A 26962-nucleotide genomic window follows, 5' to 3' on the forward strand; every position below is an offset into this window, starting at 1 on the left:
TATTTCCCCTTTAATCAATATAAATTCTTCTTTATCCGGCCGTTGATGATGACAGCCATTATGTTAAAGTGTTCGTCAAAGACCGAAAGGTCTGCGTCATGGCCTGGTATGATAGCCCCCTTGTTCCGGTAGCGCATCACATTGGCCGGATTAAACGAAGCAGTCTTTACCGCGTCTTCAAGGCTGAAGCCGTAGGACACCAGGTTCTCAATGCCCCTGATGATGGTGAGCGAAGATCCTGCAATCACATCGTCCATCTTCCTGTGGAAAACCCCGTCGTGAAAAATCACTTCTTCGCCGTTGGCAAAGAAGGGCCCTTCCTGCTGTTCCGTGGGTTTTAAGCCGTCTGTAATCAGTACGATCTTGTCCACCGGTTTATCCCTCATGAGGAGTTTGTAGAGGTCGGGGTGCACATGGTAGCCGTCGGCAATGATCTCGCAGGACATTTCAGGGTGTATGAGTATGGCTCCCACGGCATTGGGGTTCCTTTGATCAAGTTTGCTCATGGCGTTGAAGAGATGGGTGGAATGGAGTATCCCCGCCTGCATGCCCTCGACCATATTTTCGTATTTGGCATCAGTGTGGCCTGCCTGAAGTATGATCCCCTTTTTGATGCAGAAGAGGGCAAGCTCCCTCATGCCCTTGAGTTCCGGGGCTACAGTCATATTGACAATGTGGCCCCCGGATGCATCCCAAAGCTCTTCCATCAAAAGAAGGTCCACAGCCTTGACGGTTTCGGGCCGCTGAACCCCCAGCCTGTCAGGGGAGATGAAGGGCCCTTCCAGGTGCACGCCCATGATCCTGGCGCCGCTTTCCCTGCCCATGGCATTGGATGCAGCTTTAAGCGCCTTGAGCATGTTTTCTTTTTCAGAAGGATAGAAGGTGGGGTTAAAAGCGGTGACCCCGTACTGGGCCAGTGTGCGGGACATTTCGACTATGGAATCCGTGCCCCTTTCCGTGGTGTCAAAGGCGTCCTCGGTTCCATAGCCCCCAAACCCGTGGATATGGGTATCAATGAACCCCGGGGCTATGAAGCCTTCGTGGACATCGATTATTTTGGTGTCAGCACTGAAATGTTTTTGATCGAAACGCTTTTTTGAAAATACATCCGCAATTTGGTGGTCCTCGATAAGCACCGCGCAATGTTCCATGGCGGCGAAACTGGTCATTACAGTTCCGTTATACAAGCAGATGGAGTTCATGTCTTTAATATACTATAAACAGGGCTTATTGGCAAATTGGAGGACTCTGTCAATTAGAGGGCTTTGACAGCCTTTGCCAATTCCCTGCCCCGTTGTTCCAGCAATGCCAGATCGTCTTCTCCGGGGTATCCTGCCCATTCAACCGATTCCAGGCTTTCCCAGCGGAGGGGAGCGATGGCGGCTTCGTATTCCTTCCTGGCGCCGCCTACCCATCCCCATGAACCTATGCGCAGCACTTTTTTATTGAAGATATGCTTGCGCCGTAAAATATCGATTGCATAGGCCATGGGCGGGAACATGGCATATTCGTAGGTGGGCATGGCCAAAACCAGAGCGCTCGCCTTATAAGCGTCGGAGAGTACATATGAAACATTCTCGTCAGGCACCCGTCTTATGGAATAGGGAACCCCCTCGGCTTCAATGCCCTTGATGACTGCATCCAGCCCCGCCCTGGTATTGCCGTACATGGAACCCCATACAATGGCGATTTCCTTTTCGGCAACACCCTTGGCATAGGACGCATACCGTGCATAGCGCTCGATAATGGCCTTGGGGTTTTTGCGCCACACAAGACCGTGGCTTGGGGCAACGCAGCGTATGTCCAGGCCCGAAAGTTTTTGAATCGCCTTGTCTACAAAGCCTGAAAAAGACGAAACAATGTTGGCGTAATAGCGCAGGCTTTCTTCTTCAAAAAAGGCATGCGCTTTGGCATCATATTCATCGTCAAAAACCTTTTCCCCCAGGCTGCCGAAAGAGCCGAAGGCATCGCAGGAAAAGAGCGTCCCGGATGCGGCATCAAAGGTTACCATGGTCTCAGGCCAGTGCACATTGGGAGTCTCGTAGAAGCTGAGGGTTTTGCCGCCCCCAAGGTCAAGGGTGTCCCCATCCTTGACCTCTCTGAGGCTTGTATCAATCTTATAGAAGGATTTAACCAGGGCAATGCCTTTGGCAGTGGAAATTATTTCGGCCTTTGGGGCTTTTGCCCGGAATTCCCTGAGCCAACCGGTATGATCCGGCTCAAGATGGTTCAAAATGAGGTAATCGACATCGGAAAAGGACATCCCTATGGAGGAAAGGGCTTTTTCAGCCTGATCCGCCGCCCCTGTCCAGTCCCGAAGGAGGTCTATGAGGGCTGTTTTTCACCTTTTACCAGGTAAGAATTGAGAGAAACCCCCTCGGGTATGGGCCAAATGCCTTCAAAAAGGTCCGTAGTCTGAATATCCGCATGGATACAGTAGATATAATCGGCGATACTTCGAGCTTTCATCGGATCCTCTGATGTATAAGTATTGAGGCTGAGAGGAGATGTTTTTTAACGGCTGAATCTAGCGATTAAGGACAGAAACAACCCGCTCCAACACCTTTTTGCGGTCCAGGGGCTTAACGATATAGCTCTTGGCCCCATTCAGAAGACATTTTTTGACCACATCTTCTTTCCCTAAGGCGCTGACCATGATAACGCAGGCTTCTTTGTCAAATTCAAGGATCTTCTCCAGCGCTGAAACCCCGTCCATGACCGGCATGGTTATATCCATAGTGACCAGATCAATATTAGGATGCAGCTCCTTATACTTTTCCACTCCCTGGGCTCCATCACCCGCCGTACCGGCAACTTCAAACCCCTCGGAGGTAAAAATCTGGCCAAGCTGCTTAGCGATAAACATGGAATCATCAACTACAAGTACCCTGTAAGGGGTGCCGTCCGGTTTTGATCCTTCTGGCGGTTTGTCGTTAATGCTAGGCATATCACTCTTTGCTGTCATGGGTACGCTCCTCTTCTATATATACTTTATGGCAAAGAGTTATCCGCGTCAAGAGCTTTCTGCGGTTTTTGCTCTTTCCTTTTTTGTATATAACTTTGATAATGATACCATGAGCGCGCCCTACATGCTAGCACCCATGGCGGAATTGAGCCACAGGCCCCTCCGGGAATTGATCGAAACTTTTTCAGGCCCGGGCCTCTCTGGGTGCAGCGAATATTTTACCGAGATGATAAGCGCAGGCGCCTTCATCGCTGGGGGTCCCTTCGAGTCCTGGTATGCCGATAATGGCCCCTGCCCCCGGAAAATTGTCTACCAGATCGTGGGCTCTGACCCTTCCCATCTTGCCAGGGCTGCCTCTCTCCTGGACCAAAACGAGTGCCTCGGCATAGACATCAACATGGGCTGTTCAGCCCCAGCCATTGCCCGGACCGGCGCAGGGGTTCGCTGGATGGCCGACATTGGCAAGGCCGGTGAAATGATAGCCCTGGCAAGAAAAGGGGTAAAACGCCGCCTCAGCGTTAAGCTCCGCCTGAGCACAGGTTACGCCCTCCCGGAGGGTGAAGATGAATTCGTCTACCTCGTCCGTTTCTGCCGCCGCCTCGAAGAAGCTGGCGTTGAACTTATCACCCTCCACCCCCGCACAGGGCGGGAAAAATTCCACCGTACCGCCCGCTGGGATTATGTCTCCGCTTTACGGAAGGAACTCCGCATACCCGTAGCCGGCAATGGCGACATCGCCGACGCGGCCGGCTTTTTGGCGCGGGCCTCCTCGGGTGTCTGTGATGCCGTGATGGTTGGGCGGGCGGCGGTGAAGCAGCCCTGGATTTTCGCCCAGGCAAGGCAGATGGAGGCCGCTGGTTTGGGGGCAGCGCCGTTAGGCACAGGTGAATCTGTTGCGCAGAGCGGCGAAGTTTTTACAAAAATGAATATCAATATAGAAGAAACAGGGCTGCTTTTTCTGGATCTCCTTGCCAAGTACCAGCCCCCGGAATTCCATCTGAGCCGGGCTCAGCGGTTTTTTGGCTATTTTTGCGACAACCTCAAGTGGGGGAATTACGTGAAGACCCTCCTTAACAGAGAGACTGAATTGTCGGGAATAGGCAGGGCATGGAGCGGGTATTTTAGGGAAGGGGAGGAATGACCCTCTCACCCCACGGTATTAACTGGTTTTCCCTGCAAGAACGCCGATAGATTCCCCACCGCAATGTCCATGAGCCGTTTTCGGCTTTCTTTTGAAGCCCATGAAATATGGGGCGTGATAATGCAGTTTTTGGCTTTGAGCAGGGGGTTGTCCGCCTTTATGGGTTCAGAAGAAACTACATCCACACCAGCCGCATAGACCTTTCCCGAGTTTAAAGCATCCGCCAGATCCTGCTCAACGATAAGAGGGCCCCTGGAATTGTTGAGTATGATGACGCCATCCTTCATTTTAGGGATGGTGTTTTTATTGATGAGACCCTGGGTAGAAGGCAGGAGGGGACAGTGGAGAGAAATCACATCAGACTGAGCGAAGATAGTATCCAGGGATACATAGTCCCCTATGGCCTGGCCGGATGTGTTTTTTGCTTCATCATAGGCGATGACCTTCATGCCCAGTGCTTTGGCGATGGTTCCTGTTACCTGTCCTATACGGCCGAAACCTATGATACCCATGGTTTTTCCGGCCAACTCTATCAGAGGATAATCCCAAAAGCAGAAATCATCGCAATTTTCCCACCGGCCTTTGCGTACAGCTTCGCTGTGATGACCTATGCGGTGGCATATTTCGAGAAGCAGGGCTATGGCAAATTGACCGACAGCGCTGGTACCATAGGTAGGTATATTTGTAACTGTAACGCCCTGTTCTTTGGCGGCGTCCGTATCCACCACATTGTAACCCGTAGCAAGAACGCCGATGTATCGCAGATTAGGGCAGGCCTCAAGGGTTGTACGGCTGATGGGAGTTTTGTTTGTCAGTATTGCTTCGGCGCTGCCAATGCGCGGAATAATATCAGATCCTGAGGTACGGTCATAAATGGTAAAATCCCCCAGGGCTTTAAAGCCATCCCAGCTTAGATCCCCGGGGTTTTCAGTGTAACCGTCCAGACAAACAATTTTTAAATCAGCTTTATGAGACATAGATCTTTAAACCCCATGGCTTACGCTAAAGCGTGTTTAAAATTCTCCACCACCTGATCCACCGCAGGTCTGGCGTCCACATCTACGAGGAGGCCCTTTTTGCGGTAAAAGTCGATAAGGGGCGCGGTCTGGGCGCGGTAGACTTCGAGACGTTTCTGAACGGCCTCGGGTTTATCATCGTCACGGGTATAGACTTCGCCGCCGCAATGATCGCAGACCGTTTCTTTTTTGGGCTTGTCGAAGATTATATGGAAGTTGTGTCCGCATTTACGGCAGACCCTGCGGCCGCCCAGACGTTCGAGGACTGATGTGTCGGGTATGTCGAAGTTGACCACCTTGTCTACTTTGGAAAATTCCGCCAGGGCTTCCGCCTGGGGTATGGTGCGGGGGAAGCCGTCAAGTATGTAGCCTTTCTGGGCATCTGCCTGGGCAAGGCGTTCCTTCACCAGTTCTATGGTGGTGCCATCGTCCACGAGTTTACCCGCGTCAATGATGGCTTTGACCTTGAGTCCCAGGGGGCTCTGTGCCGCGATGGCGGAACGGAAAATTGCGCCTGTTGAAATGTGGGGCAGCTTGAGTATGTCTACTGCTTTTGCTGCCAGAGTTCCCTTGCCTGCCCCGGGGGGGCCTAAGAAAATTAACTTCATTGATAACTCCTGTTTAAGCAGCTTTAGCTGCTAGTATAATCGAAGAGACCCATTAGGTCCCAAAATTCCTTTTTAAAGAGCTTATTAATCAGCCCAGCCCCACATCCATCATCATCATGAGGGCGAAGCCGAACATGAGGCCCGCAGTGGCGATGTGCTCATTGCCTTCGGAATACGCTTCGGGGATGAGTTCTTCCGCTACTACGAAGATCATGGCCCCTGCGGCAAACGAAAGGGCATAGGGGAGGATGGCCTGCATGGACAAGACCAGGGCCGATCCGACGACAGCCGCAATGGGTTCCACAATACCTGAAGCCTGGCCTATGAAGAAACTCCGGGAACGGCTCATGCCATCCCTGCGGAGGGGAATGGAAACCGCGGCGCCTTCGGGGAAATTCTGGAGGCCTATGCCCAATGCCAGGGACAGGGCCCCTGCAAGGCTTGCGCCGGGTACTATAGAGGCGGCACCGAAACCTACGCCCACGGCGAGACCCTCGGGTATGTTGTGGAGGGTGATTGCCAGCACGAGGAGTATTGAACGGCCCCAGTTGGTTTTGATGCCCTCGGGGTTTCCTGCGCCCTGATGAAGATGGGGGAGGAGTACATCGGTCAGCCTTAAGAAGATACCGCCCAGAAGAAATCCTATAGCCGCCGCTGCCCATGAGGGGAGGCCGCTTCCCCGGGCGTGAGCAGCGTCCGCCATTTCAATAGCAGGGGCCAGGAGGGAGAAAAAGCTTGCGGCAATCATCACCCCTGCGGCAAAACCCAGCATACCGTCCAGGACTTTGCGGTTAATATCCTTAAAAAAGAAAACCGTCGCCGCTCCCAGGGCAGTTACGCCATAGGTAAAGAGAGTTGCCAAAAGGGCCTGCAATACGACAGGCAGTTTTGTAAACCATTCCATAATGATTTATTATAGCAAAAAACCGGATTAAATGATATAATGATACTATGGCAAAAGAAAAACCTGCTTCAAAAAAAGTTGCCTCGAAAAGACCTGCGGACACTGAAAGGGATACCCTTGCAAAAGAACTGAAATCCCTCATCCTCAAACTTGATGTTGAGGGCCTCAGCTTCCTCGTGGAACAGGCCAAGGTTCACCTCTACAACATGCAGGTTGATGAAATCAACCAGGCGGAAATTGCCAAAGCGTCAAGCACCGGAAGCGCTTCCGGGGCGGGAAGCAAGGCGGCCCACGCCCCTGCAAAGACCAAAGCGTCCGGGGATCTTTTCCGTATAGAAGGCGCCGGAAGCGGTTCAAGTTATTATCTGGTATATAAGGGCAGCGAGTGGATCATGTTTTCCCGGGAAGAGATGGGCCATATGGCGGCCCTGGTACACGCCGGAGGAACTGATCTTGAAACAAGGGAAAGGCTTTTCAACTGGCTGTCCCGGGAACGGGGCGATGTGCTGAGCGCCATTTTCGTAAAGGACAAATTTGACGATAAGCTTAAAGCGCTTACCGCCTTGATCAAGAAAAATTTTAAACCCGGCAAATCTTAATTGGAAGCCTGGCGGCATTTTAAATTCAAAAACGCCGTCGGCTTCCCATCGCTTAATCAGAGTCTGTCTATAATGTAGACAGACTTCTTTGAAATTACTTGCGCTTGCTTAGGACTTCCTTTTCGTACTTTTCTACTTCGCCGTACCAGTCTGCGCCCGGAACCTTCTGGCGGGCGAGGTATTCGTCCCACACTGCACCGAAGGGCAGGGTTTTGAGTTCTTCCTGCATTGCCAGGAGCTTGGAATAGTTTTCAGAATCCTGGAGTTTCTTTAAATCGGCATGGGGTATGAGGAGGGCATTGAGTAAAGCCTTTTGGAAATTCCTGGCCCCTACTGCCCAGGCAGCAATACGATTAATGCTGGCGTCAAAATAATCAAGCCCAATGAGGACTTTGTCTTCGGCCTTGTTCCTGATGATCTCTTTTGCGATTTCTTTTATTTCATCTTCAAAGAGAACCACATGATCCGAATCCCAGCGTACCGAACGGGTTACGTGGAGGGCCATCTTGTCAAATATAGAAAGGAGGGAAGAAATTTTATCTGACACTAATTCTGTGGGGTGGAAGTGCCCGTTGTCCAGGAGCATGTAGATACCCCGGGAAGCGGCGTAGGCAATGTAGAAGTCAGAAGAACCGGTAGTGTAGCTTTCCAGACCTATGCCGAAGAGTTTGCTCTCCACTACATCGACGATGTATTCTTTGTTGTACTTGACAGAATAAATCTCATCCAGGGCGTCCCGCAAGCGTTCACGGGGGCCCAGCCTGTCTGCGGGTACATCCTTGATGCCGTCGGGAATCCAGATATCATGAAGGCAGGGGCTGCCTTGTTTCTCGCCGAACCATGCGGCTATTTTGCGGGTAGCTTTGCAGTGGCGTATCCAGTACTCGCGCACTTTTTTGTCAGGCGAAGAAAGGGTAAGGCCGCTTGCTGCCATGGGGTGGGAAAAGGGCGTTGCATTGAAGTCAATACCTATGCCCCGTTTTTTTGCCCATTTAAGCCAGGGTTCAAAATGCCTCGGCTCAACCATGTCGCGGCCTACGCTTTCGTCGGTAATCGCATAATGGGTGTGGAGGTTGAGCCTTTTCTTCCCGGGTATGAGGGAGTAGACCATGTCCAAGTCCGACTGCAATTCATCCTTGTTCCGGGCCTTGCCGGGATAATTCCCCGTGGCCTGAATACCCCCGGAAAGAGGGCCTGCGGATTTTTCAAAACCCGTTACATCGTCGCCCTGCCAGCAGTGCAGGGAAACAGGAATCGTGGCACATTTCTTGATGGCCTTCTCCGTATCCACTCCCCATTTTTTGTACACTTCCATCGCTTCTTTGTACATCTTTGCCTCCGTTAGTTTATATGCATTCCTGTATGCTTATTTTCCTTTAACAGTTTTAATGTCAAAAGAATTTTTAACCAATTCGACATACCCGTCTTTTACCGCAGGATCATTGGCCTGCTTCATCTGGAGCAGTATGTTCCCGATGGCGGTAGCTTCTGTAGGGCCGGCATTGACAGGCTTGCCCGTGTATTCAGCGGTAAGGGCATTAAGATAACCGTCCTTGCTGCCGCCTCCGATGATGGAAACAGAAGGATATTTTTTGCCTGTGATGTGTTCCAAATCGTCGATGGCAACTTTGTAACACTGCGCAAGGCTGGTGTAGATACAGTAGGCAAGTTCTCCGGGCGACTCGGGGACCTTTTGGCCTGTCCTCTGATATTCAGCCTTGAGGGCGTCGATCATCGAAGGGGGGGCCAGGAACTGGGGAAGGTTGACATCGACAGTCCAGTTTGGCTTTGCGGTTTTTTCTGTTTCCCTTGCCATGGTCTCAAGTTCAGCGAAGCTATACTTATCCTGGAGTTCATGGCGTACTGACTGTATGATCCAGAGGCCCATGATGTTTTTAAGGAAACGGATTTTTCCGCCGTGGGTTCCTTCGTTGGTGTAGCCCGCAAGCCGGGCAGCGTCATTCAAGACCGGATCGCCTGAAACGCCCAGGAGGCTCCATGTTCCCGAAGAAATGTAGAGGGCGTCTGAGGAGACTGTGGCAACCGCCGATGCAGTGTCGTGGCTTGCGACCATCACTACCCTGGCATTAAAGCCCGCTTCGTCCTGTATGGCTTTGCTTAATCCTCCGATATCGTAGGGAGGCTCTTTAATAGGCTTGAAAAGCCCTAAAGGCAGGCCGAGGCCTGAAAAAATCCCTTCGGCCCAGGCTTTCTTTTTTGCATCCAAAAGACCTGTATTAGAGGCTTGGGTATATTCATTGTATTTTTTGCCTGTCAGATCCCCCGCAAGCCACTGGGAAAAATATTCAGGCAGCATGAGAAGGTGTTCGGCTTTGTCCAGTCGGCCTGCGGCCTTGTCAGAGAGAACCTGGTAAATGGTATTGAAGGGCTGGAATGCAGTGCCCGCAGTTTTATAAAGTTCTTCGTAGGGAATGGCGGTCTTAAAAAAAGGCTCTGTCCGGGCATCCCGGTATGCGTAAACTGGTTTAATGACCTCGCCCTGCCTGTCTACCAGGGCATAATCCACGCCCCAGGTGTCAATGCCCACGGAAACGGGTATTTTCCCCGCCTGGCTGCATTTTCTGAGGCCCGCTTTCATTTCCCTGAAGATGAGGTCGTCATCCCAGATCAGGGAACCGTCTTTTTTTTGGGGACCATTGCTGAAACGGTGGATTTCTTCAAGTACGAGCCTGCCCTGTTCCACCCTACCCAGGATGTGCCTCCCCCCGGAAGCGCCCATATCAATTGCCAAATAGTAATTGTTCACCATGAAAACAGAATATCACATTGAATTATTTTGCCAATAGCCCTGCCAGGGAAGGTATGGAAATAAAGTTCCCTATCATTCCTCCAATGGACGAAAGGAAGAAAACCAGCAGGGCCCTGGTGATGCGGTTGTGGTATATGCCCCTGAGGCTGCCCACGTCTTCCGCTATGTTCTCGGCATCCCCCACCCTTGGCTTCCTCATGGTGGCTTCGGTAATCCCTGAGAAAATGCCCACCCCGATAAAGGGGTTGATGGTCGCTATGGGAGCCCCGACAAAGGAGACCAAAATTGAAAGGGGATGGCCCAGGGCAAGGAGAGTTCCCAGGGCCGCAAGAGAGCCGTTCCAGAGCACCCAGCGGAGGAGCATGCTGAGGCTTACACCTGCCCCTGCCTGTATAAAACCCACCGCAATAAGGGCAACGATGATCAAGGGAATGAGCCAGCCTGCCGCCTTCGAGAGGAAACCCGGGGGAGGTATGATCTCGAGGGCTGACACATCGGCGCTTTCTTCGTTGGCGAAGATTTTTTCCAGATGCGACTTTATTCCCTTTATGTGGCCTGCGCCCACTACGGCGATTTGTTTGAGCCCTTTCTCGGTTTTGGCTTCGATGCCTGAGGACCAGATTTTGGCTGCCAGATACCTGTCCCGTTCATCGATGAGTGTTTCTTTAACCTTGGGCAGATAGGATGAAAGCTCGTCCATCATGCCTTCAAGTTCATTGTGGTTTTTGAGGTTTTCGATTTCTTCCTCGCTCATCTTTTCTGTGGTGAAAGCAGAGGAGATAAGGGAAGCCAGGAGCTTGCACTTGCTCCAAAGCCCGCAGCGGGCCCAGGCCCTGCGGAGTGTGATTTGTATTTCGCGGTCGCAGAGGCCGTGGGGAATGCCAAGTTCATTTGCGGTTTCAAGGGCGGCCTTCATCTCTTCACCGGGCTTGACCCCCAGTTCATCCCCCATGCGGCGCTGGAAGCCCGATAGCACCAGGTTCGCCATAAGGAGGAAGCCCTTGCCTTCCTTAAAAACCTTGGCTATGTTCAGTTTTTCCCAACTGTCATTTTGTGAGATAGAGGCGTACCTTCCTGCATCCAATTCCACGCAGACTTGCCCGGGGCTCTCTTCCCGAATAGTTCTGGTTACTTCGTCGATGCTTTCCCTGGATACATGGGCAGTGCCTATGAGGATTATCTCCCGGTCTCCAAGCTGTATGGCTATTCTGGTGTCGTTCATAATTATTCCTTAATGTTGGTTAAAAAGGCTTGATGCCCCTGGTTTCAAGAAACCATTCATTGAGCCGCCATTCGGGCAGGGCTTCCTGGCCCATCTGCTTGAATTGGAGGAAGTATTTGTCCGCCAGGGTGTTGTTGCCCCTGATATCAAAATAGTTAGCCAGGTAGAAGACCATGCGTGCTTTGACAACCACGTTGGTTTCCTTGTCGGTTCTCTGGAGCATGTCGTTTTCCCCTGAGTACACCCGGCCCGAAAGGTCATAGAAGAGGCGGAACATGTAGTATTCCATGGTGTCCCGTTTGAGCTTGCCCATTGCCTGGTTAAGGAATTGCCGGGGGGAGGCCTGGTTGCCGGCCTTCATGGCGCTAATCGAAGCCAGAAGGGCGTAATACCATTCGTTGGGAACCTGGCGGTAAACTTCCGTAAAGGCATCCCTTGCCTGGGCCCATTCCCCTTCCCTCATTTTGTGCATGCCCACGCCTTCGAAGGCATAGTAGTAATCGGGCTTAAGCTTGGCCAGGGTTTCATAATCTTTTCCGGCCCCTTCAAAATCGCCCAGATCGTCCTTGATGCCTGCGGTATAAGCGTAGGCCAAGAATTCTTGCGGGTTTAGGTTGATTGCCCTCTGGTATTCCTGCAGGGCCAGCTCTTTTCTGTTGAGATCCAGAAGCACGTTCCCGCGATCCAGGGCTATCCAATAGTCATCGGGGGCAAGGGCTTTCGCCTTGTCCAGATCCGAGAGGGCCTGTATGGGATAGTTGGCGCCTCGGTAAAGCCTTGCCCTTTCGTGCCATATTAAAGCTACATCGGGGTAGGTTGTTATTGCCCTGTTGAGGAGGTTCTCTGCATTCTTGGGATCCCGGCTGAGACGGTAGAGTCTTGCCCTGCCAAGAAGGGCTTCCAGGTTTTCGGGCTGTATCGCCAGGGCCTGATCGTAATATTGGGCCGCCAATTTGTTGTTGTTGGTATTGCGGCTAAGGGTTCCCAGGTCTGTAAGGGCTTCCACGTTTTTGGGATCGGCCTTGATGATTTTCTCGAGCAGGGCCTTTTGCTCCTTGTTCCGCCCTGCGGCCCCCTCAATGGCGGAAAGCACAAAGAGGGCTTCCAGGTTGTTCGGCTCAGCTTTGACAACTTCTTCAGCCAGGGTCCTGGCTTCCCCTTCATTGCCTGCCGAGTTGAGCACCGATGCTTTGAGGAGTTTGATTTGGGAACTGTCTGCATCCGCAGGGGTGATGTTATCGAAAAGCGCTATGGCATCGGAGTATTTATATTCCGCCAGGAGCCGTGAAATTTCTTCCAATATTACGGGAGTCGGCCTTGCCTGGGGCTCGGCAGCAACAAGAATAGACCGGAAAAATCCTGAAAACACGACCAAAACGGCTAATGCGATTCGAAAGCGGATTTTATTCATCATCCTTTTATTGTCGGCAGAAAAGGGCCTGAACGAACTGGAATTCATAAGCCTGAATGGTATAGAATATCGATGAAACCGGCAAGGCTCGTACATGAAAGTCATAAGCGAGATTCGCAGCGGGCCGGCATAAAAGGATTCCCGAGTGATTAAGAAACCTGTTTTTCCGCGTGTCCTTCTCCTCCTCTTGCTCTATGGGGCTGTCTTTGTGTCACTGGTGATGATCCAGTTTGCCAGGCAGGGGAGCTTTACCCAGCGGGTCGGCAATTTTGTGGTCTCCGGCCAATACCGCCAGGGCGAAGAAAACACCCCTCCCCTCGGTTCAAACGAATACCTTATAGGGGGGGATACTTCGGTTTTCTTCGGGGGCATGGAATTCTGCATGGGGTCTGAAAACGAGGAGAGCGTCCTCAGGCTCGTCAGGGGTACCGGCGAAAGCGGGGAGGCCCTGCCTGACCGCATGGCTTTGTCTGGGGAGTCAGCAATTTTTTATTTTCCCGACGGAACCGATCTGACTTTTATCACTCAATACACAGGGGGCGCCCTGGAACTCCGGGTTTCGTGCAATTTTGCCGAAGGGGTTGAAGAGCTGGAGCTTCCCTATAGGCCCTTGCGCAAGACCGGCATGAGGGATTCCGGGGATGGCCAGTTCATTATCATTTCCGACGGGGTGAATTACAGCTTTGGGAGATCCCCCCTGGATTCAGGCCGAAAAGTCCTCTTCCTCAGGGCAGGCGGCGCGCCTTTGAGCTACAAGGCAGTGCCTGAAAAGAAAGCCTTTAACCCTGCGGATTTTATCATCCCCCAGGCCCAGACCAGCCGCAATTACGAAGCAGTAGTGAACCGCTGGAAGGATGAGAATTTTTCGTTCTGGAACAGGACTGCCGCAGCCCAAAGCAATGAGGAGCTTATTGTTGCCCTTGCAGGAGAGGCCCTGGTAAGGGGGACTTATAAGGCCGCAGTTTCGGCAGTCCCCGCAGGCTTTATAAACAGCCCGCAGCGTACCCATGAATCCACGGTTTACCTTGGGGGTCTTATGGATATTTACCGCTCCCTCGATTCCGCGGACCGTGAAAAGATAGCCCGCCTTTCGAGGCTGATAAATGAAAAGTCCCTGGACTTTTTAAAGGAACCCCATGTAGTCGAGTTTTTTGCAGTCCGGGGCCACGGCAATTTTATAGATGAAGGCGCCGAGCTTGTTCGTTCCCTGGACCCCGCCACCCTGGCCCTTGATTTGACCCCCGGCATACTTGAAGGCTATGTAGACTGGAAGACTTATAGACCGCTAATGGATAACCCTTTTGAGCGCCTGGTGGATCAAGCCTGTTTCGTTATTTCCGAATCCCTCAGGATGAATACCGAAGGCGACAAAGTTTTTGCATTTTATGGCAGCCAGGGGGATGGGGAATTCAACCTCCGCCTGGGCAGGGCGCTTTTGGAATGGGCAAATGCTGCCAATGACGCTTCCTGGGCCGGGGCCGCCCGTTCGCTAATACTGTCGGTTCTTTCCCTGAGCGATAATTCCGGTTCAGCAAGGGCCGGTTATATCCTGAACGATGAGGACGAAATGTCCGAAAATGTTCAAACCCCAAAGGTCAGTACTGCCAGGCTTTACCGTATTTTAAACCCCGGCGCTTATGCGCCCAAGGCTCTTTCTATAGGCGCTCCTGTAAACAGTATATGGGCATGGACTGCTGCCCAGGCAGTGAGCGCGGCCCAGGAAAATAACATACTTGATATTGGAGTGACCTTCCCTGCAGGAGAGGCCCATTACATGGTAGTCCGGGGCATCAGGCCCTTTACCAAAATCCAGCTTTACGGCATGGACTTTAGGACAGATCCGCAGTTTGAGCGCTACGATTCTTCAGGGTGGGCTTATGCCGCTGCTGAACAGACTCTGCTGTTAAAGATGAAGCACCGGGGCACTGTCGAGCATGTCAGGATTTTCTACTGACAATGCGGAAATTTTTAATCATACTCTGTATCCCTGTTTTCTTTTTTTCCTGCCGTAAAGAAAAAGAAATTCCTTTTTCTTTTGTTCCCCTTGGCACGGTCTCCTCCGAGCATGCCGCTGCGCTGGCGGAGGCATATGCCAGGGATACTGCTGAAATTCCCGATGCCGCATTTAGTACTAATACTGACAACAGTGTGAGTATTGCTGCTAAGGATGGAACAGAACTTCTGCGTGTTTACAGTATCGCCGATCAGTGGATTATTATTACCCCGGAAGGCTATTATGACGATTCCATCGACGGCGCATCCCTTTTGTCTGTGGTAAAAGGCGAGACCCGCTATACCCTGGATCAGCTGTTTGAATCCCTTTACAGGCCGGATTTGGTTTTAAGCGCCATGAAGGAGGGTGTCCTTCATGGCGTTCTTAACGTTGAAAAACCGAAATCCGGGCTTGCAGAACTGCTTAAGGATGATAAAAAACCGCCGATTCTTTCGGATATGAGCATTACTGCGAATATTGACAGTATTACTGTTAATGTTGCAGTCACTGACAATGGGGGCGGCACGGGGATTCTGTCGGTTTTCGGGCGCAATCCCGGGGAACAGGACGAGCTTTTGGCATTGTATGCTATTGAAAACGCGGAGCAACCAAAATACAGCAAGGTAATCCCCCTGAACCGGGAATTCAGCCTTATTGGCGTCTCTGCTTTTAACCATGACAGGACTATCGAATCCGAACAAGCCTGGATGGAAATTGGCGGGATTTTGCCGTCCCGAACTGCGGAGCCAGCTGTTGAGCCGGGAATTCCCGGCTTTTACGCATTGTTTGCAGGCAATGCAAATTCTTCCGTGTCTTTGGAAAATCTCTTCGCCGAGCAGGAACAGGGCAGCCTTTACTCAAAGGTCAATATCCGGAAATTGGAAAACTCTGGCTTAACGGAAGGAGGTTTTTCGCAATTTATAAACAGCGTTGCATCTGATGGCAAGAAAGGGGATGTGCTTATTGTCAATCTTCCCGCTCAATTTGACAGCGGAGGCGATTTTATTTTTAACGATCTGAATAAATGGGATCTGTTGGAAAAGCTCCCCAAAATAAGCACCCGCAATTTTCTCATATTGTTGCATGCAGCCGAAAAGCCTGGCATCGAAGAAGAGACAGCCTTTGCAAGGCTCAGGAAGTGGTTGGCCGGGAAGGGTATGGCCCTTGTGCCGGAAGCAGATGTCTTCCCGGAGTCAGTTTCTAAAATCCCTGCGGCCATGGAAACACCCCGCCCCTTGCAGCAATTCTTTACCGCCCATGATTTTCTCGCCCTGGCCCAGGGGTATGGCGACACAATGATTTCATTGCCCTCTGAAGATTTCAATCTTTTTGACCCCTATCCCGGTTACGGTGTCCTGCGTATGCAAACTATGGCATCCGGTACTATTGCTATCGAAGGTTTTGATATGCCCCCCCTGGCGCTTACCTTTGGAGAAACCCTTTCAAGGCGTTTACCCGGCGGTACTTATACTGTCACTATGACTTTCCGTAATGGCCACAAAGAGACTAAAAGCGCAACCCTCAAGGGGAAGGGCAGCGAGTGGCTTATATTCACCTATGTTCCTGATCTTCTCGCAGGCGATTTGAGAGGGATGCTGCCGGGTTTTGGTGTCTACATCGATGAACTCAACCCTGCTAACTATAATAAATACGAACCCGTGGTCCTTAAGCAGATGGAGCTTCCCATCTGGAATCAGGCATTTTTGGCTGGTGAAGAGCTCTATAAAAAGGGCAGCTATGATGGGGCAATTGCTGAATACAACAAGGCTATTTCTTTTAAAAACGATTATACCGGCGCGTATGTTTCGCGGGGCAATTCATACCGCCGAAAAGGCGATGCTGAAAGGGCGATTGCGGATTACACCAGGGCCCTCAAATTGAAAAGCGATTACGCGGAAATCTACAATTACCGGGGTTACCTGTATTGCCAAAAGGGCGATCACAGCGCTGCCATAGCCGATTTTACCCAGGCAATAAAATTCCGCAGCAATTATGCAGATGCTTTTTTTAACCGGGCCTATGCCTATGGAAAACTAAAGGACTGGGACAAAACAATAACCGATTACAGCCAAGTGATAAAGCTCGAGCCAAAAAACGCAATCGCCTATAATCAGAGGGCCGGCGCATATTTAAACAAGGGCGATTCAGAAAAAGCCGAAGCAGATTTTGCAGTGGCCGAGAAGCTTTAGCCGGGAATTTTTTAAAGCCCCGGGCTGCCCCCGCTTTCCGATTCCATGAGTTCCGCCAGCTCTTTATCGCTGTCCGCAATGATGCTTGCGGCAAGGAAGCGGGCTGCCGCAGTTTCGGTAGTGTAAGGCCCCATGGGTACAGCCCCGGCGCGCCAGAGTTCCCTGGATGTGGTATAACCGGAGAAGTCTACGATGCCTTCCTGCTGGGAAGAACAGTAGAAGCGGCAGCCCCGCCTTTTGCCTATGGTAAATGCCCGCTTAAGCGAATAAGGGCCTTCGCGGAAACCCGCAGTTCCGGTGTCGTAAAGTTCGAGGAAGAAATTCTTTACCCCCTTGTCCATAAGGGAGACAAGGTAGTCCGAGCGGAGGCCGGGATAGATCTTGATCACGCACATGGAATTTACCGCATCCTCAAGAAGCTGAGAAAGCACGTACTGGTCGGCTTCCAGCGGGCCTGTGAGAAGGGAAGAGCCTTCGAAGAGAGGCCGCTCGGTATTCCAGTTCCTGAACTGGTCAGCCCCAAAACCTATGCGTTCAAATTTGAGGTTCAGGGCCGAGAGGACTTTTCCTCCGTGGACCACATATACCCCACGGGGCTTGTTCAATGCCAGGGCCACTGCCTTCTGCATGGTTCGTGCAGCTTCGGTGCTTTGTCCGGGAGGAGTGGAGGAGGCTGCCAGGATGATAGGCGCCCCTGCGTCGGCAAAGAGCCAGTAGAGCAGGGGGGCAGTGTAGGAGAGGGTGTCGGTACCGTGGGCTACCACGATGCCGTTGGCTGTCCCGGAGTTGAGTTTTTCCGCGATGGTTTCGATGAGGGCAGCCCAGTCTGTTGGGACTATTTCTTCAGAGAGGAGGCGGCCGACCTGTATGGATTCAAACCGCACCTTTGAGGGATCAATCTGGTAGAGATTGTCCTGGTTGTTGGCAGTGAGAAGATCTTTGAGTATAGTTTCGTCGCCGCTTTCGACAGCCCCGTCTTCGCCTACGCTGCCGGAGATGGCTCCGCCCATGGAGAGGACATAGACAAGGGAGACTGAAAGTTTGTCCCTCAGCACTTCCTTTACCAGCATGGGCTCGGCAAGCCCCGAGGTTTCTTTCATGATGAGTCCTGTGAGGAACTGTATGGGGCCCGCATCCCCTTCGCGTATGCGCCGCACTTCCTGGGGGTTGGCTTCTATCACTTTAAGGACTATGGCTTCGATAGCTTCGCGGTCCCTGAGCTGTTCCCAGCCCTTTTCGCGTATGAGCCCTTCGGGGTCGCGGTCGTCTTCGAGCACAGCGGTGATGAGCTGTTTTGCAATGCTCCCGTGAATGCGTCTTTCAAGGAGCATTTTCAGGATATGGGAAAAACGCCCGGGGCTGAGGGGGGAATCGTTTAAGGAGAGGCCCAGGCGGCGTATCTCTTTTATGCACCAGGAAGAAAGCCATTGGGCTGCCTCGCGGGGAGGCGCGCCCAGGGCTGTGGTTTTTTCAAAATAGTCCGCCCTGTTCTTTTCGTCGCAGACAAATTCAGCCTGCAGCCTTGTAAGGCCGTATTCGTCCATAAGGCGGTCCCGCCTGGACTCCGGAAGCTCTACAGTGAAATTGTCCAGGGCTTCCAGAATCTCGGGCCCTGGCACAAAGGGCTTTATTCCCGGGGGTATTTCGAAACGGGGCTTTTCTTCGTTGGTGCGCACCTGAAATGGTTCGGTGCTGTTTTTGGCCTCGTTCCAGATCCGGCTTTCGCTGAGCACTGCTCCGCCGGAAGTGATGATCTCCTCCTGACGGGAGATTTCGGCATTGATGGCCTTGTACACAAAATTGAAGGAATTGAGATTCCTGAGCTTTACGAAATAGTCGGGCGCCTGGGGGTAGGGCATAATGGCAACATAGGCATTGCAGCGTATAAAATTTTCTGCGGGGAACTTCGCTGGAATTCCCGCGGCCTGGGGGAGTATGCCGAGGTATTGTATCCTTCTCCTCAAGTCTGATAGAAAAACCTCGGCTTCTTCGCCGATTTCGAAGTCCGCCGCAGTTTTTAAGCGCAGCGACGGGAGGCCCGCAGTGGAATAATCCCAAAAAGTGCCTTTGGCTGTGTGCATGAGGCGGCCTGCGTCCTCTTCAATCCTGATTTCGCTGATTCCTATCTTCTTCCTGCAGAGGTGGAACGTAAGATCTATGGAAGCATTTTCCCCCAGTTTGACCGAATAGCGGGAAAGGGCGTGGCCCTCGGGGGCAGTAGGGGTAGTGAGATTCCGCTCATAGGCGGCTTCTCCGATGATGGCGCCCCCCAGGCCCCGGGTGAGGAGGTAGGCTTTCCGTGCTGCCAGAGGGTTCAGGATAGGCGCCGCCCCCGGTTCTTCCCTGCAGATGGGGCAGGACGAGGCAGGGCCGCAGGGGCAAAAAGCTTTTACAGCCGGGATATTAGGTATTTCGCCCAGGAGGATCCGCACTTCCAGGGCTATATGGGGCTTATACAAGGAGCACCTCTAACTTTTTCATCGAATTTTTCTTTTCCTTATAAAAAAATAATGGCAAATTTGGCATTATGAATGTATAATAAATTAGACCTTGAGGCAATTCCCGCATCAAGGGGGTAAATTTGAAAGAACTTTGACACCTTTAGGGGCATTATTTGTTTGACTTTTTATAGGCGATAGAGTAGGCTAGAAGGTATTTGCAGTGACTATACAACGAAGTTTTGAGGAGCAGGTGTGACCAAACGCGATTTCCCCAAGATCCATTTTTACGATCAGGATTTTGTCGACATATATGATAAAACCTGGGCGTGGATTCAGGATTACTGGAATACAGGCAGCGAGAAGAGCGTCATCGAGGGGAAATTTTTTTCGTACCCTGGCAGTCCGGTGATTCAGCAGGTGGACGCTATTTTTTCGTCTTTCTTTCTGGTTTACTCCAACAGGATATACCAGGCCAGCCCCTCGCTGGACGTTTTTTACCAGCGCCAGGAGCCTAACGGGGCCATACGCTCGGCATACAACATAGAAACAGGCCTCCCTGTTATTGACGACGACAACCCCGAAGGCCTGGGCCTCCCCCTTTTCGCCTGGGCCGAATTCAACCTCTACCATAAATCCGCCAACAAAAAGCGGGTCAAGGATGTGCTTCCCATACTCCAGAACTATGTGAAGTGGATAGATTCGGTTTTTAAGCAGCCCAACGGCCTCTACCGGGTTCCCCTGGCTGCAACGGGCATGCCCAACTCGCCCCGTGAAAAGGCAGCCTATCCCCTGGACTTCAACACCATGATGGCGGTGAACATACTCTATATGTCCGCCCTCGCCGATATCCTAAACGACAAGGAATCGAGCTTTCAATACAAGAAGCAATACTTTTCCCTTAAAACCCGCATCAACAGCCTCATGTGGGACCCCGAGGACGGTTTCTACTATGACATCGACAAGAACGAGAAGCGCCTTTCTGTAAAAACCATCGCGGGCTACTGGCCCCTTTTGGCCGAGATCCCCAACGACGACAAGGCCGAAAAGATCATAGCCAAGCTCCAGGACCCCAAGTTTTTCGGCGCCTCCCATCCTTTCCCCACAGTTTCCCTCTCGGAAAAAACCTTCGACGATTCGGGCCACGGTTACCGGGGCTCGGTGTTTCCTCATCTTACCTTCATGGTGATAAAGGGCCTTGAGCGCTACCAGCGCTGGGATCTGGCGCGGGAATGCGCCATACGCCACCTCTATTTTGTGCTTGACTCCATGAGTCCCGACGGGAACCATCACAAGGGCAAACTCTGGGAAGCGTACCTTCCTTCAAAAGAGGGTCCTGCCCAATGGCCGGGAAAACCCGAGTTTCCCCGGCCCCAGTACCTTACATACGCCGCCCTTTCGACCATCTGTCTTACTATAGAAAACATCGTTGGTCTTTTCATCTCCCTTCCTCGCAAAACTGTAGACTGGATTATTCCCAACTTGGAGATCATGGGGGTCGAGAACCTCTCGCTCAAGAAAAACATGATCACCATTCTTTCCAACAAGTCGGGCAGGGGCTGGGAAATCCACATGGAAAGCGAAAAGCTCTATTACTTTACCATTAACATTTTGGGGAAGAAGAAAAAAACCCTGCCTATACCCTCGGGGAAGTGTTCGATGTTGATTGATAAGCTGTAGAGGCTGAAAAAGCATAACCCTATGAAAAACGCTGCTGGTGAAGATGCAAACAAAATAGCCGGTATTCTTGAGGAAGTCAGGCGGGAACTGCCGCCTGCTGAACTGAAACAGGGGCGGATTTTGATTTTCTTATTCTGGACAAGGCGCAGAAGATCAAAAACTATGAAACCAAAACCGCATCGGCGATTAAGCGCCTAAAGACAAAACACAAGCTGGTTATTACCGGGACGCCTATAGAAAACCGCTTAATTGATATTTATTCGATCATCAATACCATAGACCCCTATTATCTTGGACCTCTTTGGGAATTTTCCTGGCAGCATTGCCTTTTTGATCCCCTAAAGACGAATAAGATTGCCGGGTACTATGATCTGCAAAAGCTGAATACGTCCCTTGCGGGCTTATTGATCCGCCGCGAAAAGAGCGATGTCCTGAGTCAGCTTCCCATGATTCAGCAGCAGGATGTGCCTGTTGAACTTTCCCCGCTGCAAAAGGAACTGCACGCCGGTTTTATGAAAGGCATTGCGAAGCTCATCAGCAAGCGGTTCCTGACGCCTTATGACCTGCAGCGTTTAAACTTGCTTTTGGCCAGTGCCCGTATGGTGTGCGATTCGAGTTATTTAATTGATGATAAAACCCACGATTCCCCAAAGCTGATTGAGCTTGAGGATATTTTGTTTGAAAAACTTGATATTACCCATAATTCCCGTAAAGTCATCATTTTTTCCGAATGGATAAAGGTGCATAAAATAATCGGGCAGATGCTGCGGAAACATAAAACAGGTTTTGCCGAACTGAACGGCAAAGTCCCGGTTAAATTCCGGGGCGACCTGATCAAGCATTTTGAGAATGACCCCAATTAAATTGAAATTGTTCCGGCTTACCGGTGAAGTGCTGCTGCGCTTTAAGGTAAAGCAAGGATGATGGATCTACCCCGGTTTTAAAGATGACCGTGCTGTTTAACCAGTTGATCCTTTTATCCTAAGCTCTATAATTAAAGGGTTATGGAAACAAAACCCCGCCATGTCGCGGTGCTGGAAATAGGTTCCACCGGGATCAGGCTTTTAGTTGCTGAAATATACGGGACAGGCGGCTGGAAGGTCCTCGACAGGGCAGGGAAGCCTGTGGCCCTGGGGAGGGATGTGTTCACCTCGGGCTGGGTTTCCCGGGAATCCTTTATGGAATGCCTTTCGGTGTTGAGGAATTTCAGGGAATTTCTCGCCGGCTGGGGCATTGCCGATGAAGATGTCCATGTGATTGCGACCAGCGCTCTCAGGGTGGCGCGGAACCGGGATGTTTTTGTGGACAGGGTGCGGCAGGAGACGGGCTTCCGTTTGGCGATCGTCGAGGGCATCGAGGAAAACCGTCTCATGTACCTGGCGGTGCGGTTCGCGCTGAAAAGCGATTTCCCCCTTTTCTGGCGGGCCAATTCCATGATCCTCGAAATAGGCGGGGGCTCAACGGAAATCATGCTGCTCCGCAGGGGGCAGATGGTGGCGGCTCACAGCCTCAAGCTTGGGACTATATTGATTGGCCAGGCTTCGCGTTTTGGCTCGGCTGCTGTGCAGGGACGCTACCTTAATGAGAATATCCGCAATACTTCGACGCAGCTGAGTGCTGAGCTTGATCTCGCTTATGTTCGTACTTTTGTGATTGCAGGATCCGATGCGAGGATTGCGGCTGTCAATGCGGGCACAGAAGTTAACGAAAACTGCCGTGTGATTCCCCGGGAGACCTTTATCGACTTTGCCAAACGCATTCAGGCTTACACGGTCGAAGAATGCATGGAGAAACTCCAGATAAGTTTTGCCGATGCCGAGGGCCTCATTCCGGGGATACTGGTGTACAAATTCCTCCTTGAGCAAACCGGGGCTGCCCAGGTGGTGGTGCCCTATGTTTCCATCAGGGAGGGGCTGCTCATCGATCTTGCCCAAGGGGTGGATTCCTCTTTGCAGGAAGAGTTTTACTCCCAGATCACTGCTTCGGCGCTGAATCTTGGCAGGAAGTACCATAACGACGAGGCCCATAGCCGCCATGTGGCAAAACTCTGTATGTCCCTTTTTGACGCATTGGTGAATGAGCACGGAATGGGGCGCCGTGAACGCATGATGCTTGAAACTGCCGCCCTGCTGCACGATATAGGTATGTTTATCAAGGCTTCGGGCCACCAGCTTCACGGCCAGTACATCGTGGCCAATTCGGAGATTTTCGGCCTTCCCCACGAGGAGCTTGCGATCATTGCCAATGTGATACGCTATCACCGGGGCGAGCCTCCTTCGTCTACGGATATTGATTATTTGGCCCTTCAAAGGGAGGAACGCATTCTGGTATTGAAGATGGCTTCTCTCCTCAAGGTCGCGGACGCCCTGGATCGGGGACATTCCCAGCAAATCAAGGAAATCTCGGTGGAGAAAAAAACCGAGTCCGTGGTGCTGCACACAACCGGTAACAGGGATCTTTCCCTGGAGCACATTGGCCTTGAGGAAAAGGCGGGCTTGTTTCAGGAAGTATTCGGGTTTAAGGTGATATTGAGTTAAGAGGCAGGGAGATGGAAGCAGCAAGGTTTTTCAGCCGTGATTTATCATGGATAGATTTTAACACAAGGGTACTCGAAGAAGGCTTAAGGCAGGATCTTCTGCCTCTGGAACGTTTCAAGTATTTTTCCATTGTTTCTTCCAATTTTGATGAATTTTTCATGGTCCGTGTGGCTGCCCTGAAGCGGGCAGAGAAAGCAGGCTCGCGTCCTGATCCTTCCGGCCTGAGCCCCGGGGAGCAATTAAAAATTGTGTCAGAAAAAGTGCGGGTTATTATACAGCGCCAGTATAGCGCATTAAAAGCGGAAGTGTTTCCCAGCCTTGCAAAAGGCGGCCTTTATCTTGTGCGTCCCTCTGACTGGAATGATACGCAGAAATCCTACCTGGATTCGCTTTTTCAGAGGGAGATACTTCCCCTGCTCACGCCGCTCCGGGTGGAAGACGGGGAAAGCCTGCCGGCAATTGACAGCCTATGGCTTCATGCCGCGTTTCTGCTGGAGGGCGATGATGGAGATGAGAAAATTTCCATCATCAGGATACCTCCGGTTTTGGAGAGGATTGTGTGGCTGCCGGAAGATGCGGCTTCCCCTGGCGAGGGCATAGGCGGAAAGGCTTCCTGGGCTCTGCTTGAGGATCTGGTGTTAAGCTGGGGTTCTAGTCTGTATCCTGGTTTTCAGGTTAAGGAAAGTTTCCTTTTTAAGATAAACAGGGATGCTGATTTTTCTGTTGATGAAAAACGGGACGAGGATTTTATCGAGGCCATGGAAGAGGTGCTTGAAGGCCGTGAGCGATCCATGGCAGTACGCATGGTTTTTTCTCCCGGGTCAATGCGGCTTAAGGATTATTTTGCAAAACGCCTCAACCTTTTAGAGCAGGATCTCTACGAAATTGACGGGCCCATAAATTTGGGAAGCCTTTACGATTTAGTCCTAGTCAGGGGTTTTGACAAACTTAGGGAAAAGCCCTGGAAGATCTATGCCCCCGCAGCCTTTCCCGAAGATGCTTCCATTTGGGACAGGATCAAAGCCGGAGACGTAGTGCTGCACTTTCCCTATCAAAGTTTTGATCCTGTAGTGCGTTTTTTCCTGGATGCAGCCCAGGACCCTCAGGTGATTTCCATTAAGACCGCCCTTTACCGCACCAGCGGCAATTCCCCTATAGTGCGGGCTTTGGAACAGGCAAGCCTCGCAGGCAAGCATGTTACCGCAGTGGTGGAACTTAAAGCCCGTTTCGATGAAGAACGCAATATCTCCTGGGCCAACAGGCTCGAAAAGGCCGGGGTCATCGTAGTGTACGGTCTTGCAAGGCTCAAGGTACATGCAAAAGTTTCTGTGGTGATGCGCAGGGAAAACGAACGCATCAGGCGTTATGTGCATCTTTCCACAGGGAATTATAACGACAAGACTGCAAGGTTTTACGAAGATATTTGCCTTTTCAGCGCCAGGGAAGATCTCGCCTACGATGCAGGGCTGCTCTTCAATATGATCACCGGCTACTCCGAAGCCCAGGGCATGCGCAAGCTGGTGATCGCCCCCCTGGGCTTGAAGCGCAAACTTGTGGATCTCATTGACAGGGAAATCAGGAGATCAAGCCCCGAAGCTCCGGGCCGCATCATGGCAAAGATGAATGCCCTTGCTGACACAGATATTATCAATGCGCTTTACAGGGCTTCGCAGGCAGGAGTAAAAGTGCTGCTTAATGTGCGGGGTATCTGCATGCTGATTCCCGGAGTGCAGGACTTGTCGGAAAACATCAGGGTTGTAAGTGTGATAGATCATTACCTCGAACATTCGCGCATTGTGTATTTTGCCAATGGCGGCGCCGACGAACTTTACCTTTCCAGCGCCGACTGGATGCCCAGGAACCTGGAACGCCGGGTGGAACTCATGTTCCCCGTGCTGCAGGATGACAGCAAACGCCTGGTGCACCGGATTCTCGAAGGCTATTTTAAGGATAATTGCCAGGCATGGGAGCTCTGTTCTGACAGCAAGTGGACACGGCTCAAGCCCATCCCGGGCGACGAGCCCTTCCGGGTTCAAGCCGGGCTTTTGGCTCTGGCTGCTAATCAGGCTGAACAGACCGGAGATGCCCATGATGAATTTATTGTGAGAAGAAGCCAACCTAATTTGGAGGGAAAATAAATTGAAACGAATCATAATGAAACCAGGGGAAGAACGCCGCATAACCCTGGGCCACCCCTGGGTCTATGACAACGAGGTTGCCCAGATCCTTACTGGCTTCGGCCCCCAGACTGCGCCGGCCAGCCTTGAGCCCGGTGAAATTGCCGATGTGGAAAGCGCGAACAAGAAGTACCTGGGCAGGGCCTTTGCAAACCCCAATTCCAAAATCATTGCCCGTATCTACAGCCCCTCCAAAGATGGCGCGGACAAGGGATTTTTCAAACGCCGCATACGGGAAGCCCTGCTTCGGCGTGATGGCGCCAGGTGCCTTTACGATCTCCGCTGCGAGTCCGCACGGGTGCTCTTTGCCGAAGCTGACTTCCTTCCGGGCCTTATCATCGACCGCTTTGTGGGTTGGCCTCTGGAGGAGCTTGAAGCTGCTGTCCCGGATAGGCCCTTGAGCTTTGAAGCCGCCGAGGCTGCCCTGGGCCCGCCTCAATCCTGGCTCTCCGTGCAATTTCTTTCCTATGCTATAGACGCGCGGCGGGATCTTATCCTTGAAGCACTTGAGGAAACCCTGGGCGCACCCCTTTTGGTTGGCAGAGAAGCCCTGGGTGTGCCTGCGGGCATTGTCGAGCGATCTGCCCAGGTACGGGAGCTTGAGGGCCTCCCCCTGAGGGAGGGTATTATCAAGGGCGCTTTCCCCCAGGGTGGAATCGCGATTTTTGAAAACGGCTTCCCCTTTGCGGTGCATTTGGAAGAGGGCCAAAAAACAGGCCATTACTTGGACCAGAGGGATAACCGCCGCCTCGCTGCTGCCTATGCCGCGAATGCCAAAGTTCTCGATGCCTGCGCCTATACTGGGGGCTTTGCCGTCCATGCCCTCAGGGCCGGCGCCGCCTCGGCGCTCTGCGTGGACGTTTCAGCTTCAGCCCTGGAAATAGCGAAAAAGAACGCCGCCCTCAATGGGGTAAGCGAAAAAATTGCTACCCTGGAGTCCGATGTTTTTGAGTATCTCAGGGGGGCCGAACACAGGAAAGAGCGTTTCGACCTCGTCATCCTCGATCCTCCGGCCTTCGCCAAAACCCACACATCCCTGAACGACGCCCTGAGGGGCTACAAAGAAATCAACCTCAGGGCCCTTGGGATACTTAATCACGGCGGCATACTGGTAAGCTGTTCCTGCAGCCACGCCCTGGACGAGGAAAGGTTCAGGCGGGTGATTGCTGAAGCCGCGGCGGATGCCGGGCGGCGGCTCATTGAACTGGATTTGAGGCGGCAGAGCCCGGATCATCCGATACTCGTTGGCTATGGGGAATCCCTCTACCTTAAAGCAGGCTTTTACCGGGTCATATAGGGCTTGCACTATTCA

At 51.9% G+C, this 26962-nt stretch carries 20 protein-coding genes and 1 pseudogene; 10 read left to right on the forward strand and 11 right to left on the reverse strand.

Translation table 11 applies throughout. The annotated features are described in order from the left end of the window. Positions 1-14: 14 nt before the first annotated feature. From nagA to TREAZ_RS04530, 3 genes and pseudogenes are all read right to left on the reverse strand, one after another. Entirely contained in the window at positions 15-1202 is a 1188-nt protein-coding gene (gene nagA, locus TREAZ_RS04520; RefSeq protein WP_043922838.1) for an N-acetylglucosamine-6-phosphate deacetylase, read from the reverse strand. Positions 1203-1255: 53 nt separating this feature from the next. Beyond that, positions 1256-2469: pseudogene (locus TREAZ_RS04525) on the reverse strand (FprA family A-type flavoprotein). A gap of 58 nt (positions 2470-2527) precedes the next feature. After that, positions 2528-2965, reverse strand: a complete 438-nt coding sequence (locus TREAZ_RS04530; protein ID WP_015710633.1) for a response regulator — start codon at positions 2963-2965, stop codon at positions 2528-2530. 28 nt (positions 2966-2993) lie between these two features. On the opposite strand from TREAZ_RS04530, the gene TREAZ_RS04535 reads away from it, so the two are divergent. Further along, entirely contained in the window at positions 2994-4106 is a 1113-nt protein-coding gene (locus TREAZ_RS04535) for a tRNA dihydrouridine synthase (protein WP_245535093.1), read from the forward strand. A 5-nt stretch (positions 4107-4111) separates the two neighbouring features. Here TREAZ_RS04535 and TREAZ_RS04540 read toward each other — a convergent pair whose 3' ends face one another. The 3 genes from TREAZ_RS04540 to TREAZ_RS04550 all read right to left on the reverse strand — a co-directional run bounded on the left by TREAZ_RS04540 (position 4112) and on the right by TREAZ_RS04550 (position 6634). Next, a complete protein-coding gene (locus tag TREAZ_RS04540) occupies positions 4112-5083 on the reverse strand; it encodes a D-2-hydroxyacid dehydrogenase (protein WP_015710635.1) in 972 nt (323 codons plus the stop codon). A 20-nt stretch (positions 5084-5103) separates the two neighbouring features. Then, positions 5104-5730, reverse strand: coding sequence for an adenylate kinase (locus tag TREAZ_RS04545; protein WP_015710636.1), 627 nt, complete (start codon positions 5728-5730; stop codon positions 5104-5106). Positions 5731-5818: 88 nt separating this feature from the next. Then, a complete protein-coding gene (locus TREAZ_RS04550) occupies positions 5819-6634 on the reverse strand; it encodes a ZIP family metal transporter (RefSeq protein WP_015710637.1) in 816 nt (271 codons plus the stop codon). 47 nt (positions 6635-6681) lie between these two features. Here TREAZ_RS04550 and TREAZ_RS17290 point away from each other — a divergent pair, with 47 nt between their 5' ends. Continuing rightward, positions 6682-7233: a hypothetical protein gene (locus TREAZ_RS17290; protein WP_015710638.1), complete on the forward strand. Its 552-nt coding sequence runs from the start codon at positions 6682-6684 to the stop codon at positions 7231-7233. Between the two features lie 94 nt (positions 7234-7327). On the opposite strand, the gene TREAZ_RS04560 is transcribed toward TREAZ_RS17290, so the two are convergent. Genes TREAZ_RS04560 through TREAZ_RS04575 form a run of 4 tightly spaced genes read right to left on the reverse strand, consistent with a single transcriptional unit; the run spans position 7328 to position 12684 of the window. Further along, positions 7328-8563 carry an L-rhamnose isomerase gene (locus tag TREAZ_RS04560; protein ID WP_015710639.1) on the reverse strand — a complete coding sequence of 412 codons (1236 nt, stop codon included), beginning with the start codon at positions 8561-8563 and terminating at the stop codon, positions 7328-7330. A 36-nt stretch (positions 8564-8599) separates the two neighbouring features. Then, positions 8600-10003 carry a rhamnulokinase gene (locus TREAZ_RS04565; RefSeq protein WP_015710640.1) on the reverse strand — a complete coding sequence of 468 codons (1404 nt, stop codon included), beginning with the start codon at positions 10001-10003 and terminating at the stop codon, positions 8600-8602. A gap of 22 nt (positions 10004-10025) precedes the next feature. After that, a complete protein-coding gene (locus tag TREAZ_RS04570; RefSeq protein WP_015710641.1) occupies positions 10026-11225 on the reverse strand; it encodes a TraB/GumN family protein in 1200 nt (399 codons plus the stop codon). 19 nt (positions 11226-11244) lie between these two features. Then, positions 11245-12684 (reverse strand): tetratricopeptide repeat protein, encoded by a 1440-nt coding sequence (locus tag TREAZ_RS04575; RefSeq protein WP_052297644.1) that lies wholly within the window; start codon positions 12682-12684, stop codon positions 11245-11247. Between the two features lie 97 nt (positions 12685-12781). Here TREAZ_RS04575 and TREAZ_RS04580 point away from each other — a divergent pair, with 97 nt between their 5' ends. Continuing rightward, positions 12782-14590, forward strand: coding sequence for a hypothetical protein (locus tag TREAZ_RS04580; RefSeq protein ID WP_015710642.1), 1809 nt, complete (start codon positions 12782-12784; stop codon positions 14588-14590). Positions 14591-14592: 2 nt separating this feature from the next. Next, on the forward strand, positions 14593-16818 hold the full coding sequence (locus TREAZ_RS17295; RefSeq protein ID WP_015710643.1) for a tetratricopeptide repeat protein: 2226 nt from the start codon (positions 14593-14595) through the stop codon (positions 16816-16818). Between the two features lie 11 nt (positions 16819-16829). On the opposite strand, the gene TREAZ_RS04590 is transcribed toward TREAZ_RS17295, so the two are convergent. Continuing rightward, a complete protein-coding gene (locus tag TREAZ_RS04590; RefSeq protein ID WP_015710644.1) occupies positions 16830-19277 on the reverse strand; it encodes an asparaginase domain-containing protein in 2448 nt (815 codons plus the stop codon). A gap of 234 nt (positions 19278-19511) precedes the next feature. Between TREAZ_RS04590 and TREAZ_RS04595 the strand changes: the two genes are divergently transcribed. The 6 genes from TREAZ_RS04595 (at position 19512) to TREAZ_RS04615 (ending at position 26947) form a co-directional block, all read left to right on the forward strand. Continuing rightward, complete coding sequence (locus TREAZ_RS04595) at positions 19512-20936, forward strand: MGH1-like glycoside hydrolase domain-containing protein (protein ID WP_015710646.1); 1425 nt, start codon at positions 19512-19514, stop codon at positions 20934-20936. Between the two features lie 21 nt (positions 20937-20957). Beyond that, entirely contained in the window at positions 20958-21134 is a 177-nt protein-coding gene (locus TREAZ_RS18220; RefSeq protein WP_169312603.1) for a hypothetical protein, read from the forward strand. Then, positions 21089-21799, forward strand: a complete 711-nt coding sequence (locus tag TREAZ_RS17655; protein WP_245535115.1) for an SNF2-related protein — start codon at positions 21089-21091, stop codon at positions 21797-21799. Before TREAZ_RS18220 ends, TREAZ_RS17655 begins: the two co-directional genes overlap by 46 nt. A 141-nt stretch (positions 21800-21940) precedes the next feature. Beyond that, complete coding sequence (locus TREAZ_RS04605) at positions 21941-23473, forward strand: Ppx/GppA phosphatase family protein (RefSeq protein ID WP_015710648.1); 1533 nt, start codon at positions 21941-21943, stop codon at positions 23471-23473. 11 nt (positions 23474-23484) lie between these two features. Continuing rightward, a complete protein-coding gene (gene ppk1, locus TREAZ_RS04610) occupies positions 23485-25611 on the forward strand; it encodes a polyphosphate kinase 1 (protein ID WP_015710649.1) in 2127 nt (708 codons plus the stop codon). Between the two features lies 1 nt (position 25612). Next, positions 25613-26947: a class I SAM-dependent rRNA methyltransferase gene (locus TREAZ_RS04615; protein ID WP_015710650.1), complete on the forward strand. Its 1335-nt coding sequence runs from the start codon at positions 25613-25615 to the stop codon at positions 26945-26947. Positions 26948-26962 lie beyond the last annotated feature (15 nt).

The organism is Leadbettera azotonutricia ZAS-9, from assembly GCF_000214355.1.
In the GTDB taxonomy this organism is placed as follows: domain Bacteria; phylum Spirochaetota; class Spirochaetia; order Treponematales; family Breznakiellaceae; genus Leadbettera; species Leadbettera azotonutricia.